Genomic DNA, 14,004 nt, shown 5'->3' with positions numbered 1-14,004 from the left:
ATTGACAGAAAATTTTTCGATAATACTACGTTAGAGATAGTGTAACATAATAGGATAACGTACGCAAGCCATTGCGAAGCAATTTGGTACAATAGGAGACATCAATCCAAAAGGAGGCCGCAAATTTGGATATTCGGGTATTGCAATATTTTCTCGCCGTAGCGCGGGAAGAAAGTATTACGAAAGCTGCGAAAGCCCTGCAAATGACGCAGCCGCCGCTTTCCAGACAACTGAAAGATTTAGAAGAAGAAGTTGGAAAACAACTGCTCATCCGGGGGAGTAAAAAGGTCACACTAACCGAGGACGGGATGCTGCTGCGTAAACGAGCAGAAGAAATGATTGACCTTATGGAAAAAACAAAGGCGGAACTTAGCAGTTCTAACGAAAACATCAACGGAGAAATTTATATCGGTGGTGGTGAAACCGATGCGATTTCCTTTTTTGCACAGGCAGCCGCAACATTGCAGAAGGAACACCCACTGATTCATTACCACATTTACAGCGGCGATGCCGGTATCGTAACAGAAAAAATAGATAAAGGGCTGATTGATTTCGGTTTATTGATCGGCTCCTTTGATGTGACAAAATATGATTACATGAGACTTCCTTTGACAGACACATGGGGCGTATTGATGCGAAAAGACAGCCCGCTGGCTGAAAAGGAATCTGTCTGCGCGGAGGATTTGTGGGACAAGCCTCTGATCTTATCCCATCAGGCATCCATCAGCAGTGAAATGATTTCGTGGCTGAAAAAAGACGTCAGCAAGCTCAATGTTGTTATGACTTATGACCTGATTTATAATGCTTCTCATTTTGTAAGGAAAGGACTCGGTTATGTAATTGCATTAGATAAACTCATCAATACCACCGGCGACAGCGAGCTTTGCTTCAGACCGTTATACCCGTGTATGGAAGCCGAATTGTGTATTATCTGGAAAAAGTATCAAGTTTTTTCAAGGGCTTCCAATGAATTTATGAGCCAGCTAAAAAGAGTGTGGGGAGCAGAGCAATAATTTTTGTGCTTATATACTAGTACAGCATTGCATTAATAATTGAGTAATAATCACTCGCTGTCCATGCCATTACTGCGTTGGAGTCAGTCAACGATGCTACCGGCATCGCCTCCTTCCTCCGCCTTGTCCTGACATGGACATCAAGCGCTTATTGCTTCAAAATTAATGCAACGCTGTACTAGTACAATGCTGTACTAGTACAGCATTGCGTAATTAACGGTGAATTCTGCACCTGCTATTTCTGACAGTTCTGCGTTGTCGTCAATCAACGATGCCGCCGCATAAAAAATAGAATTTATTCCACCTGTACGGGGCTGTTGCGGGGGAAGCGGTATTATATGCATCGGCAGCTTCTGCGGTTACGGTTACCCGATATGGCGTAGTGGAAGCGCTGCCCGCCCGGGAACAGATCATGGAATTTTTAGACAGGCACAGATAGGAGGAGATTTTCGTGTTTCATTTACAGCTGGATTTACTCCGGATGTTCGTGTCCTGGATGCTCAGCCGGTTCCTGCCTATCTGGATGTTTCTGGGATACTTATGGAAAAAATGATTTTTTCCGGCTTACAGAACCGAAGCGGGACTTGTCGCCGTACGTTTCTCATACATATGATTAGGCTTTTTCCAGATGGAAGGATATTGTCTGGCAGGAATTTTTCGTGAACGGAAAGAAAGTGGGCGCGCCTGCATTTATCGTAACGGCTGCACAGAGTCCGAATTATCACGGAACACCGCATCAGAGAGAGGCGCGTTTTCTTCGGAAATCAGAAATTCTCAATATCATATTCTGGATAGGAGCTTTACAATTGATATTCCTGATACAAGCTTTCACGTAAAGCATCGTCAGTGGCAATCTTAATAATCAGGTCACTTTTTCCTTCATTCGTTAGATGAAGGATTAAACTTCCGTATCTTTTCGCTTCCATTGTCCGTTCCTCTTCCCGGATATAATCCAGCACTTCTTTTTCGTCATATTCAAAGATACTCATGGCGATCACCTCCGCTTTGTTCATTCTCAGAAATTCCACTAAAATCCCATCTTTGATACACTCGTCCACCGCGCGCTGCACAGCATCTTTCAAATCCATATCGCTGCAGTACCTGCGGACCCGCTCTACATATTCCATGTACTCCCGCAGCGTTGGACACTGTTCCAGAAAATCCTTATTATTGCCCGGATTGATATTGATCACCAGTACCTTTAATTCCAGGAGCGGGGACTCCTGCTGCAGGATCCGGCTGATCTCACAGGAAGCTTTGCCGCTATCGCTGCAGAGCTCGGTGTCTTTGTCTCTTTTGACGACGGTATCAGACGTATGTTCCATATTGCTTCCGGCAAAACCAATAAATGGTATGCCCGCGGCTTCTGCGGTTTCCGCCGTGCCGTCAGTACTCATTTCACATATCTTATACAGGTCCGACAATTTCAGGATAAGACGTTCCGGATATTTTTTGGTGCTATTGTAAAATACTGTAAAATAAGGCGTCTGCAGCTTCACCGGTGTATTTCCGTACAGCTTTCTGCTCTCTACCAACCCTTCATATTCTTTTGAAATGTAATGCAGAAAACGCAGCGGCATATTTGGATTTATAGTTGACTGATCCTCATATAAATGGAGATCATCGGATACGATAAACGCAAGATCATTTTTCATTCATGTAAAACCCTCCTTTTCCGGGTTTCTGAAAAACAGACGCCATTCCCATTACAGACATTCGGACATTTCACATGGTATACCCAAGGGCACCCCGTTATGGCCATTCGGCTGTTTTATAAGGTATAAATCGGAAGCCTTAATCATCCGTCAGCAATCCAGAAACCCTATGCTATTTTAAAAAGTATTGAAGTAAGCATAGATTTTCTGAAATGTTGAATGACGAGAAATCAACGGAAATAGAACTTTAGAATCCTTATGCTTTGCAATGATGATAACATAGAGAGGGGATATTTACAAGCATTTTTACCAGTGTAGACTGATATGATTGAAAATTAAATGGAAATACGTTATATTAAAAGAGATTTTATCGAATGAGACAGCTAGTACATCGTTGCATTAATAATCGAGTAATAATCGCTCGCTGTCCATGCCATTACTGCGGTGGCATCGTTGATTGACGACAACGCAGTGCTAGCAGAAATAGCAGGTGCAGTATTCACCGTTAATTACGCAATGCTGTACTAGATGTCATATTGGTTATGTTATATAGTATCCCTGCATCATAAGGGCATACAAAATGGGAGGTAAGAGCATGGAAAAATGGTTATATGTGATGATGATCAAAAAGGGAAAACATTTAACAAGGTCACGAAGGCTGTTATCACAAGGCATGTAGAGAATCTGAGAAATCTGGACGCCGAAGGGAAAATTGAGCTCTGCGGTCCGTTCAAGGGCTATCCGGGTGTTGCCGGCATGGTCATTTTTAAGACAGAGAGCTATGAGGAGGCCGAAGCGCTGTGCAGGCTGGAACCGCTTGTGGCTGAGGGATTTGCGTCGTATACGCTTGCGGCTCTGCAGGCAGCGGACAAGGAAAATAATTACCTGCTGTAATGATTAAGGAATTGCAGCTGCCAATCAAAAAAACAGGAAAGGAACGGGGATATTAATGCATCAGGAACATCATACCAAAGGAAAGCTTCTGATCGCCGATGACGAGCCGGGGATTCTGCAGCTCATCCGGGATTATTTTGAAATGCAGGACTACCAGGTCATCGAAGCCGCCAACGGATACGAGGTGCTGGAAAAGCTCCCTGCCGGGCCGGATCTGATCCTCTTGGATGTGGGTATGCCCATGCTGGACGGATTTGAGGTGTGCGAACGGATCCGGGCGCATGTGTCCTGCCCAATTCTTTTCCTGACCGCTAAGATTGAGGAAGCGGATCGGATCCGGGGGTTCTTATCCGGCGGCGACGACTATATCTTAAAGCCTTTCAGCATTGATGAGCTGGGGGCGAGGGTGGAAGCCCATCTGCGGCGGGAGCGCCGCCGAAGATCCGGTGGTACCGTGAAAATATTTGACCGGCTTGCCATTCATTATGAAGAAACGGGAGTCTACTATGGAGACCAGCCGATCCCATTTACCAAGACGGAATATGGGATCCTGGCTTTTTTGTCGCTGCATCCCATGCAGGTATTCAGCAAGGAGCAGCTCTACGAAAATGTCCGGGGCTTTGACGGAAATGCCGACAGCAGCATTGTCACGGAGCACATCCGCAGGATCCGCAAAAAGCTCGCGCAATACACAGACCGGGCGTATATCGAAACCGTATGGGGGGTGGGGTATCGATGGATTGGTTAGAAGAAAAGACAGAAAAACTGCGCGTCTATATCCGGAATCTTTCCTTCCGCAAAGCAATGGTCGCGTATATCCTGGTGATCTCCGCTGCTGTGTGGGGGCTGTCCTACCTTACGATGGTCTTCTGCTGGCATTGGGAGATCGGCATATGGGAAAGACTTGGAAAAACGGAGAGTTTACCTTTGATCGTGTATCAAAAAGGTCTGCTGTGGAGCTATCAGCATGATTTTTTATATACGGCAGAGGAACGCTCTCTTTTATGTTTGGATTTTCTGCGGGTGTGGTGCCCGCTGATCTATGCGGTTCCCGGCATGATTCTGGCCATTTTCTTATTTTACAGAAAACGGCTTGCGCGCCCCCTGTCGATCCTGGAAGACAGTGTGGAAAAAATACGCAGAAATGACCTGGATTTCCATGTGTCCTATGACAGCCGGGACGAGCTGGGAATGCTCTGTGATTCCGTGGAAACCATGCGGCTGGAGCTGCTCCGTGACAAGGAGGAAATGTGGCGGCTTATGGAGCGGCAGAAGGAATTGAACGCCGCGTTTGCCCACGACCTCCGGACGCCCCTCACCGTCCTGCGGGGTTATACGGATTTTCTGGCAAGGTATATCCCGGAGGGAAAGATCAGCCGGGAAAAGCTGCAGTCCACGCTGGGGCTGATGGCGGAGCACTTGAAACGGCTTGAGGATTACAGCCGCACCATGAAAGGGATTCGCAGCATTGAGGAGGTTCCGTTCTCCCCGGAAAAAACCACATTTCAGAGCATAGGCCGGAAAATAGAAGAAGTGGTATTTGCGCTGAACCAGGTGCGGGATGTGAAGATCATTTATACAGCAGATCTGCCGCATCAAGGATATTTGGCGGGGGAAATGCATCCGGCCGGGTCAGGCGGTTCCGGGGTAGAACAGCAGCCTGATGCTTTTATTTATAGGAATAACAGCCTGGCTGCGGAACAACGGTTCGATTCTTCTATTTATCCGGCCGGAAGCCTGGCCGCGGAACAACGGTCCGAAGCTTCTATTTATATCGACGACGGCCTGGTCATGGAAGTGCTGGAAAATATGCTTTCCAACGCCATACGCTATGCCGGGAAACAGATCAACGTCATGTCCGATTATGACGCGGACAGCCGGGAATGGATCCTGACGGTCCGGGACGATGGCCCCGGATTTTCCGAGGAGCAGCTGGATAAGGCACTGAGGCCGTACTACAAAGAGACGGAAGACGGCGGGCCGGATGATCACTTTGGAATCGGCCTGCATATTTGCCGGGAATTGTGTAAAAAGCACGGCGGCACGCTGAACGTAGCCAACAGCATCCGGGGCGGGGCGGTCGTAACCGCTTCATTTTTGGCCGGAGCGCCTGCGGAGCCGTAATCTGCGTAATTACAGGAAAGAACCCCACCTGAGGCAGGAGGGGTTCTTTTCTACAAAAGGCAATACAAAAATTGTTTGTAAGTTCCTAAAAAAATCTTCATTTTTTGTAGGGAAATTATAGATATTTTTATTGTATCCTCTACTTATCACACAGGAAACGATCATGTGTCTGTTCAGAGCAAGATAGTAAACCTGGTACTGCCTGTATGGAAAGAACCTGCGCAATCTGTTCAGGCCACTTTCCTACAGTTCTAAAAAAAGGAGGACCCTATGGCTGCGAGAATTAAGATAGAAAATCTCAACCAATACTATGGAAAAAAACAGGCTCTAAAGGATGTCAGTCTCACCATCGAGACCGGGATGTTCGGCCTTCTGGGGCGGAACGGGGCAGGAAAGACCACGCTGATGAAGGTGCTGGCGACCCTGCTCCCCAAATCGGAAGGGCAGATCTCCATCTGCAAAAGGCCGGTGGAGCGCGCCAGGGAGGTGCGGAAGATTACGGGGTATCTGCCCCAGGAATTTTCCATGTACCCCAATATGAGCGTATATGAAGCAATGGATTATCTGGGCGTGCTCTCCGGGCTTTCAAAGGCTCAGCGGAAGGAACGGATCCCGGAGCTTTTGGAACGGGTGAACCTGCAGGACGACCGGCGGAAAAAGGTGAAGGCGCTCTCCGGCGGCATGAAGCGTCGGCTGGGCATTGCCCAGGCTATCCTGCACAACCCGAGGGTGCTTATTGTGGATGAGCCCACAGCCGGTCTGGATCCGGAGGAACGTGTCCGGTTCCGCAACCTGTTGTGTGAGCTTGCGGAGGGGCGGATCGTTATCCTTTCCACACACATCGTGGGAGATATCGAGGCAACCTGTGAAAACATCGCCGTTCTGGACCGGGGCGAGATCATTTACCAGGGAACGGTGCCGGAGCTCATCAGCCGGGCGGAGGGCCGCGTGTACCAGGCGGAGATCAGCAAAAGGGAGCTGGAGGACCTGAAAAAGCGCTGTACCGTGACCAGCATGCTGACTCTGGGAAATAACGTCATGGCGCGGTTCCTTTCTGAGGAAAAGCCCTTTGCGTTGGCAAAGCCATGCGACGCGGGCGTGGAGGACGCGTACATGTATCTGATGCAGGGAAGGGGAGGTGAAGCCGGATGTTCGGACAGCTATTGATCAAGGAATGCCGTCAGACCGTCAAAAGCCTGATCTACTGGCTCATCGTCCTGGTGCTGATCTTCGTCTTTGCGACACAGATCGGGGAAATGGATATCCTCACGGAGCCTCAAAAAGGCCAGGCGGACTACGGTTACAAAGCCAGCAGCGATGAGGCGGATATCATGAAATTCACCCTGGGAGCACTGGTGCAGGAATATATACGGGGCAGCTACACCACCTATCCCATCGGCTTCTACAAAAGTGTCACGCTAAATGAAAAGGAAGAGCGGCAGATCAGAGAGATCGTGCGGGAGACTACCGGGATCTCCGGCCAGGAGGAGGCAGAGGAGATCATGGAAAGCTGGTATGAGGCACAGCGCTCCGCAGCAGGGGACGGCCAGGAGACCATGATGAAAAATCTGGAGATTGCGCCGGCATCCGGCCTGTCCTATGACCGTTTCACCGAGTTGATGGATCAGGCCGACGCGATCCTAGGAGGCGGTTCCAGCTATGGTAAATCTTACCGGAGCAGCAATGCCCAGGTTCCCAAGACCTACGAGGACGCAATAACGGAATATCGGGAGCTGACAGAAAAGGATCGGCTGACCGGAGGCTATGCAAGGCTTTTTTCCGATTACATGGGGATTTTTTTGGGGCTTCTGCCCGTATTCCTGACCGTGACCAGAGAACTGCGGGATCGGCGCTCCGGCATGCAGGAGCTGATCTGCTCCAGAAAATGCTCCTCCCTCGTGATCATTGCCAGTCGTTATGTGTCCATGGTGGTCATGCTGATCCTTCCGGTGCTGCTGATCTCCCTGCCGTTCTTCTCCCGATGTATGAAATATGCCTCCGGGGCAGGCATTTCCGCAGATGCATTTGCCTTTGTAAAATATACCTTCGGGTGGCTGACGCCGACGATCATGACCGCCGCGGCTGTGGGGATGTTTTTTACGGAGCTGACGGATACGGCGCTGGGCGTTCTTGTGCAGGGAGTGTGGTGGTTTTTCGCTACATTCGGCGGAGTAAATACCCTGCACGGCGGGATGTATGGCTGGAACCTGATCCCGCGGCACAATACGGAGCTGAACTGGAGCGGGTATCAGAGCGCCTTCGCGCAGCTTGCGGCAAACCGGATCCTGTATGTGCTGCTGTCACTGGTGCTGGTTGCGCTTACAATCCTGATCTATGATCAGAAGAGGAAAGGACGGTATCGTTTATCATGGAAAAATATTGGCAGATTGAAAAAGTCAATTTAAAATATCATATTCCACTGCATATTCTTGTATGCGTGCTGCTGCTCGGCGTCTCGCCGCTTCTCATGGGGGTGGCGAACCTGTCGGCGGAGGATACGGCAAAGGTACTGGAGCGGTATACGGCGCTGATCGGCATCGTCATGCTCACCCCCGTGTTTCTGCCCGAGCAGGATAGAAACCTGCGGGAGCTGGTGAGCGCCAGATATACGGACTGCGCGGCCGTCTACCTGGTCCGCGTTCTGGGAAATGTATTTGTACTGGCATGTCTACTGGGGATGTATATTTTCATGCTGTACTATAACCAGTGCAGCTTCCCGGCGGTAAAATATTTCCTGGGAACTCTGGCGGAAATGCTGTTTTTCGGCGGACTGGGGCTCGGTTTTTACGGCCTGACCGATCACCTTGTGGCGGGATATATGGCAGCGATGGTCTATTATATTTCCGCGATCGGAATACGAAGCACGAATCCGTTTCTGAAGCTGTTTTATCCATTTTCCATGTCCGCCGGAAGCTATACGGAGAAATACTTCCTGTTCGCGGGAGCGGTGGTGCTGATGGCGGCGGGGGTATATCTGCGGTGCAGGAGGAAGTGATATTCAGAAAGAAATGTAAGGGAAATATCGGGAAGTGCGTTGTCATGCCGGAACAAACCTGTTCCGTAAGGGGCTGGGAGAAAGATCCTCGAATGCGACAAGGATAAAGACGGAAATTGGTATTTTACATTAGATAGTTTTTCACCGGTAGCAATTATCAAAGTGATGTCTGATAGGAAACCAACCATACTTCCCTCAGAGCCAACAAAACCCTCAAAGCCAGGAACAGGCGGAAGCAGCTCCAGCTCTTCAACAATAAAGAATCCCGGTTCTTCGACACAACAGGAAATGACAACGCAGCTAGGAACCACGGAACAATCGTGGGTTTTCAGGAGTTGTTTTTTGCAGTGCCTAAGCGGCAGGACGGACCTTTTCCTTGATGGGGAGGGGGCTCTGCCGCTTTTTATTCCGACATTCCTATCCAAAACCTTGCTTTTCGATCACGCAGGAATGTACCTTCGTTTTTTCATGATAATTCACGCCCACCAGGATTAGCTCGCTACCGAACCCTTCCAGCACGGCTGGATAATTCCGATCCCTGATCTGCGCAATGGCGCCTGACGCAGTTTTATTCCATTTCAGCTCAATGAGCAGAGCGGGCAGGGCGGAACGCCGTTTCGGAAGAAATACGATGTCTGCGCATCCATGCCCGGAGGGCAGTTCTTCTATCTTGGCATACTGATCCATACAAGTAATATAGGCATACCTTACTACAGCCCGTAATGCCTGTTCATTGTTATAAAACTGGGGCGCGTAATTCGAATCGTGGATCCTTGCGATCGCCTCTGCTACCCCGTCAGCATCCCCCTGTATGGTTTTTTCGAGAAGGAGGTCGGATTCACGGATCAGGCGGTGCAGCTCCCGGTGCTTCCCCTTGCGGAGAATCTGATGAAACTCAAGCCGCACCTCTTTATTTGGAATCCGGACTATTCCTGTTCCCTGCTCTTCCTCGCGGTATGCCAGGTATCCAAGATGGATCAAGAGCGTCAATACGTCATCCTTCCCCTTAAACGTCTGGAATTCATTTTCAAAGCCGTCTACGTCAACCTCGATCTCTTCTCCGCTGACCAGCTTCGCAATCTCCCCCTGAAGCCCTTCCTCATCCATATCAATATAGGTCAGAAGCGCTTCCGCCGCAGAAGTTTTTTTCCAATAGGATTTAAATTTTCCGCTCTGCAGGGCGCTCATAATGGAATAGGGATTGTATATGGAATGAACCTCGTCGAAGCAGTATCCGTCGTACCAGCTTTTTGCCTCGTCAAAGCTCATATGATAAGTCTCGCATAATGTCCGCACCTCTGCCTCCGTAAAACCGGTAAACGCGGCGTATTTGCCCGGATCAAGGACAGAAAATTCCTGGAAGTCGGAGATTGCGGACTGGGAGCCGTCCTTTTTGATCGGCAGGATCCCTGTCATGTAAGCGGCGGCAATGATCTGCGAAGTCGCTCCGCTGTTTTTAAATAATGTCCGCAGAAATTCCAGATAGTTCTGCTGTGCCTGCGGACCGCATCCGGCTTCCCTGATCGGCGCGTCCCATTCATCAATGATCACGATGAACCTTCGTCCCGCCAGAGCCACGGCATTGACCAGGGTTGAAACAAAGCCCTCCTCCTCTTTCAGATTTGGATAAGCGGTTGAAAGCTCGCGGATGATATTTCGTTTCACAAATGGCACAATGTCACCGACGGATGCCTCCCCGATCACACCGGTCATGTCCAGGTAAATGACATCGTATCGGTTGAGGTGTTCCATATACTGCGGATCCCGGGCTATGGAAAGGTCGTCAAACAGTGCGGCCGAGTCGCAGGTTTTGTCATAATACGCACAGAGCATCTGGGCGGCAAAGGATTTCCCGAATCGCCGGGGCCTGCTGACGCAGGTCAGCTTATGGGTGGTTCCGATGGTCTGGTTGATCAGGCTGATCATACCGGATTTATCTACATATGAAGTTTTTCGGATCGCTTCAAATCCACTGTTGCCTGGGTTCAGGTAAGTTCCCATTCCATATACCTCCATATATGTAACCAATTTGCGCAGCAAATTGATTGCCTACTTGCCCGCCATCCGCAAAGCAGATTTCTAATGCGGGCAATTCCCATATTGTTTTTTGATACGATACTTTACACTACCATTCACATCTGCTCATTACTCTCGCAGATACACCGCAATCCCATGAAAATTGACTTCGTTAATCGGGATTGCTATTGCAGTCTATACGTTGTCATTCATATTTTACCAGATTTCTGCTTTCTTTGATACCCTGACCTGGATCTGGGTAAGCTGGAAATGTACGCTATAAAATTTCCAGCTGTGCGGTTGGATGATCCTACATCCCCATATTCCTGCCCCGAAATTCGCTGGGCTGCATCCCCGTATAGCTTTTGAAGACCCTGCTGAAATAAAACCCATCCTTATATCCGACCAGCTCCCCGATCTTCTGGATTTCCATACCCGGCTCGTGGATCAGGAGCCGTTTGGCCTCGTTCATACGAAGCTTTGTCAGGTATTTTGAGGGGGTCTCGCCAGCATATTTCTTAAAAATTTTCCCCAGATATTCCGGGGTAAAACCAAACTTTTCTCCAAGCTCCTGAAAGGAGATCTCCTGCTGGTAATTTTCCAGAAGATACTGCTGGATCAGCTGGCTGAGCGCCTCCGGGCTCAGGGAAGTATGCTTCGTGTTGTAAATGCCCAGCCTGCCGGATTCATTTTCCAGCTTGATCAGGAGCTTACGGATGGATTCGGACAGCGTATCCCGGGACACGGGCTTGAGCAGATAATCCTCTACAGAATACCGGATCGCTTTCTGGGCATAGCTGAAATCATCGTAGCCGCTCAAAATAATAACCTTGGTGCCGGGATGGTTGTCATATAAATATTTTACCACTTCCAGCCCGTCGCGCAAGGGCATGCGGATATCCGTAATGACCAGCTGGGGGCAGTATCTTTCGATCAGCTGAATGGCTTCCTCTCCGTTTGCGGCCTCGCCCGCTTTCTGTAAGGGCAGATCCAGAGCTTCCAGCTTCTTGACCAGATTTCTTCGGATCAGGCTTTCGTCCTCCGCGATTACATAATTGTATTTTACGTTTGACATAATTTCCTCCCAATGGTATAGCCGATTCATTCATTGATATTCATCTTCGAAGCTGTTCCGAACAGCGGTCAGCAGCCAATCCGCCGAAAGGCAGCGCATGTCAGAGGCTTACAGGCATTCTTCCAGTTCATCCGCCGATTCAGGGAGCGCGATCCCTTTCTTTGGATGGATATTGCCGCCCAGAATGAAACGGGTGTATGCTCCTTCCCGATTTTCAATGCAAAAAACTGCGTCCTTTCCATACAGCAGGCGGAGCCGCAGATATACATTTTTCAGTCCCATTCCGCCGATCTTCATGGACTTTAACTCATCATTCAGATCCAGATTTTTATAGAGCCGCAGAAGCTCCTGCTTCTTTTCATCGGTCATGGTCCCCACGTTATCCTCTATCGTAAGCTGCCAGTGCTCCCCGTCCAACCGGGCCGCGATGGACAATTTCCAGGGCGGGCGGCATACAAACGCGTATTTAAACGCGTTTTCCAGAACAGGCTGGGCGATCAGCTTGGGAACAGGGACCTCCCGAACCACATCCGGTACATCGAAGGTGTATTCCAGCTCTTCCGTGAAACGAAGCTGCATGCATTCCAGATAGGACCTGGATTTTTCCAGCTCCTTCCCCAGGGGGACAATCATTTCGCCGGAAGCGGAGATGTACCGGAAGTGGATGCACAGCGCTTCGCAGATCTTTACGATATCGTCATTCATGTCCTCTTCCGCCATGGCGCTGATGTTGGTCAGGCTGTTATACAGAAAATGCGGATTGATCAGGGATTGGGTCGCCTGCAGCTTGGCCCGTGTCTCCTCGTTGCGCAGAAGCAGGACTTCCCGGGATGTGGAGCGCAGTTTATCGTACATGCCGCGGACCGAATTGCACAGGATGGAAAGCTCCCGGATGCTGCTGTCGGCGGAGGTCAGGTTGACCTTCTTTTCATCCAGCACACGGTCGATGGTGATCTTCTTGGTGGCAGCCGTCAGCTTCTGCAGAGGGACTGTAAACCTTCTGGAAATGTAGAAGCAGATCAGCAGCGTGAGCAGGATGGACAGCGCAGAGATTCTCAAAAACATTTTCTGAAAAGCCTCCAGGGACCGGTAGATGGAGGACTCCGACTGCAGGAGAACCACGTTCCAGCCATATTTCACCATGGTCTCACAGGTTGCCAGCATATTTTGGCCGCTGCTGTTTTTTATGATCTGGCTGATTCCGTCCGTGATTTCATTTTTTTCGATCAGGTTATGATAGGATTCGGAGCCGTACATGTCAAATGCCGTGTAGGGGTAAACCAGCTCCTTTCGGGAATTGTAGATCTGTACCCGGATGTCCGGGTTGCTGTCCTCTAACTGGGAGGCCAGGACAAAGATCTTCCCGCAGTCCTGGGCGACCTCCGCGATTCCTTCCGGAGCGCCGTCCCGATTCAGAAAAAGCCGGATCAGAGAAATAAACTTCTGGGAATTACGGTTCTTTCCGGTGGCGGGCAGATCCTTCCGGGTTTTGGGCTCGCTGATATATTTGAAGCCGTTCAGTTCCATGACCTCATCATACCAGGCCAGAGATTCCAGATCTGCTCTGGAGGTGGACATCCAGTACCCGGATTCCACGCAGGAGCCATCCATGTCATAGAGCCGGATATACGAGGCCGACTGATACGCGCCGATCATGGCGGTCACGATATCGTGGATGACCTCTGCGCTCTGGCGGGAGGAAACGATCTCGGCCTGGTCTTTACCAGTCCTCTGAAATGCGCTGGAAAATTCCCGGAAATTTGTCTTGACCATGTTGGAATATACGATATTCATGGAAATGGTGGAAAGGCTGTCCAACTGCACTTCAACGGAATTTGTGATGGAGGCGCACATATTTTCCAGGCTGCGCTTCGATTCTTCCAGTGTATTTTCCCGGTAATGGGAATAGGTATATGTAAAAAAAATCCCCAGCAGCACCAGGATAAAAGAGCCATATATAACAAAAAGATAGAGTGTCTGTGAATAATGTCTGGTGATTTTTTTCATGACTGCCGCCCCCTTACGAAAAAAATTATACAAGATAGTTCAAAATAATGCAACCGCCTGTTTGGTTTTGTCCATTGTGCCAATCTTACTCTTGTGTTAGCATAAAAATACACAAAAAACCTTGTTTTATCGATAAAATACCAGGCAAATGTTATAAAAACAGACAAAAAACGCATGCAAGCATTCTATCTGCTGGGCAGATTGGTTACATGTAAGAGAGGAAAA

At 49.3% G+C, this 14,004-nt stretch carries 11 protein-coding genes; 7 read left to right on the top strand and 4 right to left on the bottom strand.

What is annotated here, in order from left to right; genetic code table 11:
• The first annotated feature begins 125 nt into the window (after window positions 1–125).
• Entirely contained in the window at window positions 126–1,013 is an 888-nt protein-coding gene (locus tag ACTOY7_RS18295) for a LysR family transcriptional regulator (RefSeq protein ID WP_482672298.1), read from the top strand.
• An 800-nt stretch (window positions 1,014–1,813) separates the two neighbouring features.
• On the opposite strand, the gene ACTOY7_RS18290 is transcribed toward ACTOY7_RS18295, so the two are convergent.
• Window positions 1,814–2,668: a hypothetical protein gene (locus tag ACTOY7_RS18290; RefSeq protein ID WP_482672297.1), complete on the bottom strand. Its 855-nt coding sequence runs from the start codon at window positions 2,666–2,668 to the stop codon at window positions 1,814–1,816.
• A gap of 603 nt (window positions 2,669–3,271) precedes the next feature.
• On the opposite strand from ACTOY7_RS18290, the gene ACTOY7_RS18285 reads away from it, so the two are divergent.
• The 6 genes from ACTOY7_RS18285 to ACTOY7_RS18260 all read left to right on the top strand — a co-directional run bounded on the left by ACTOY7_RS18285 (window position 3,272) and on the right by ACTOY7_RS18260 (window position 8,681).
• The gene (locus ACTOY7_RS18285; RefSeq protein WP_300885276.1) at window positions 3,272–3,562 is read left to right on the top strand and encodes a YciI family protein; all 291 of its coding nucleotides are present in this window, start codon (window positions 3,272–3,274) and stop codon (window positions 3,560–3,562) included.
• Window positions 3,563–3,617: 55 nt separating this feature from the next.
• The gene (locus ACTOY7_RS18280) at window positions 3,618–4,310 is read left to right on the top strand and encodes a response regulator transcription factor (RefSeq protein ID WP_160283910.1); all 693 of its coding nucleotides are present in this window, start codon (window positions 3,618–3,620) and stop codon (window positions 4,308–4,310) included.
• Window positions 4,298–5,686, top strand: a complete 1,389-nt coding sequence (locus tag ACTOY7_RS18275) for a sensor histidine kinase (RefSeq protein WP_482671297.1) — start codon at window positions 4,298–4,300, stop codon at window positions 5,684–5,686. The genes ACTOY7_RS18280 and ACTOY7_RS18275 overlap by 13 nt, the downstream gene beginning before the upstream one ends.
• Window positions 5,687–5,956: 270 nt before the next feature.
• The gene (locus ACTOY7_RS18270; protein WP_160283912.1) at window positions 5,957–6,853 is read left to right on the top strand and encodes an ABC transporter ATP-binding protein; all 897 of its coding nucleotides are present in this window, start codon (window positions 5,957–5,959) and stop codon (window positions 6,851–6,853) included.
• A complete protein-coding gene (locus ACTOY7_RS18265; RefSeq protein ID WP_160283913.1) occupies window positions 6,835–8,091 on the top strand; it encodes an ABC transporter permease in 1,257 nt (418 codons plus the stop codon). Before ACTOY7_RS18270 ends, ACTOY7_RS18265 begins: the two co-directional genes overlap by 19 nt.
• Window positions 8,055–8,681 (top strand): hypothetical protein, encoded by a 627-nt coding sequence (locus tag ACTOY7_RS18260; RefSeq protein ID WP_160283914.1) that lies wholly within the window; start codon window positions 8,055–8,057, stop codon window positions 8,679–8,681. The genes ACTOY7_RS18265 and ACTOY7_RS18260 overlap by 37 nt, the downstream gene beginning before the upstream one ends.
• Window positions 8,682–9,098: 417 nt before the next feature.
• Here ACTOY7_RS18260 and ACTOY7_RS18255 read toward each other — a convergent pair whose 3' ends face one another.
• The 3 genes from ACTOY7_RS18255 to ACTOY7_RS18245 all read right to left on the bottom strand — a co-directional run bounded on the left by ACTOY7_RS18255 (window position 9,099) and on the right by ACTOY7_RS18245 (window position 13,779).
• Entirely contained in the window at window positions 9,099–10,682 is a 1,584-nt protein-coding gene (locus ACTOY7_RS18255) for an AAA family ATPase (protein ID WP_160283915.1), read from the bottom strand.
• Between the two features lie 325 nt (window positions 10,683–11,007).
• Complete coding sequence (locus tag ACTOY7_RS18250; protein WP_160283916.1) at window positions 11,008–11,772, bottom strand: response regulator transcription factor; 765 nt, start codon at window positions 11,770–11,772, stop codon at window positions 11,008–11,010.
• 108 nt (window positions 11,773–11,880) lie between these two features.
• Window positions 11,881–13,779, bottom strand: coding sequence for a sensor histidine kinase (locus ACTOY7_RS18245; RefSeq protein WP_482671298.1), 1,899 nt, complete (start codon window positions 13,777–13,779; stop codon window positions 11,881–11,883).
• Between the last annotated feature and the right edge of the window lie 225 nt (window positions 13,780–14,004).

It is taken from the genome of Schaedlerella sp. (genome assembly GCF_056796775.1).
Note: the sequence above shows the minus strand (reverse complement) of the source record. Positions and strands in the feature narration are given on the sequence as shown.

Coding starts and splice junctions, on each gene's coding strand:
- ACTOY7_RS18245 (WP_482671298.1), bottom strand. CDS start 13,779: ATGAAAAAAATCACCAGACATTATTCACAGACACTCTATCTTTTTGTT.
- ACTOY7_RS18265 (WP_160283913.1), top strand. CDS start 6,835: ATGTTCGGACAGCTATTGATCAAGGAATGCCGTCAGACCGTCAAAAGC.
- ACTOY7_RS18250 (WP_160283916.1), bottom strand. CDS start 11,772: ATGTCAAACGTAAAATACAATTATGTAATCGCGGAGGACGAAAGCCTG.
- ACTOY7_RS18285 (WP_300885276.1), top strand. CDS start 3,272: ATGGTTATATGTGATGATGATCAAAAAGGGAAAACATTTAACAAGGTC.
- ACTOY7_RS18280 (WP_160283910.1), top strand. CDS start 3,618: ATGCATCAGGAACATCATACCAAAGGAAAGCTTCTGATCGCCGATGAC.
- ACTOY7_RS18290 (WP_482672297.1), bottom strand. CDS start 2,668: ATGAAAAATGATCTTGCGTTTATCGTATCCGATGATCTCCATTTATAT.
- ACTOY7_RS18255 (WP_160283915.1), bottom strand. CDS start 10,682: ATGGGAACTTACCTGAACCCAGGCAACAGTGGATTTGAAGCGATCCGA.
- ACTOY7_RS18270 (WP_160283912.1), top strand. CDS start 5,957: ATGGCTGCGAGAATTAAGATAGAAAATCTCAACCAATACTATGGAAAA.
- ACTOY7_RS18275 (WP_482671297.1), top strand. CDS start 4,298: ATGGATTGGTTAGAAGAAAAGACAGAAAAACTGCGCGTCTATATCCGG.
- ACTOY7_RS18260 (WP_160283914.1), top strand. CDS start 8,055: ATGGAAAAATATTGGCAGATTGAAAAAGTCAATTTAAAATATCATATT.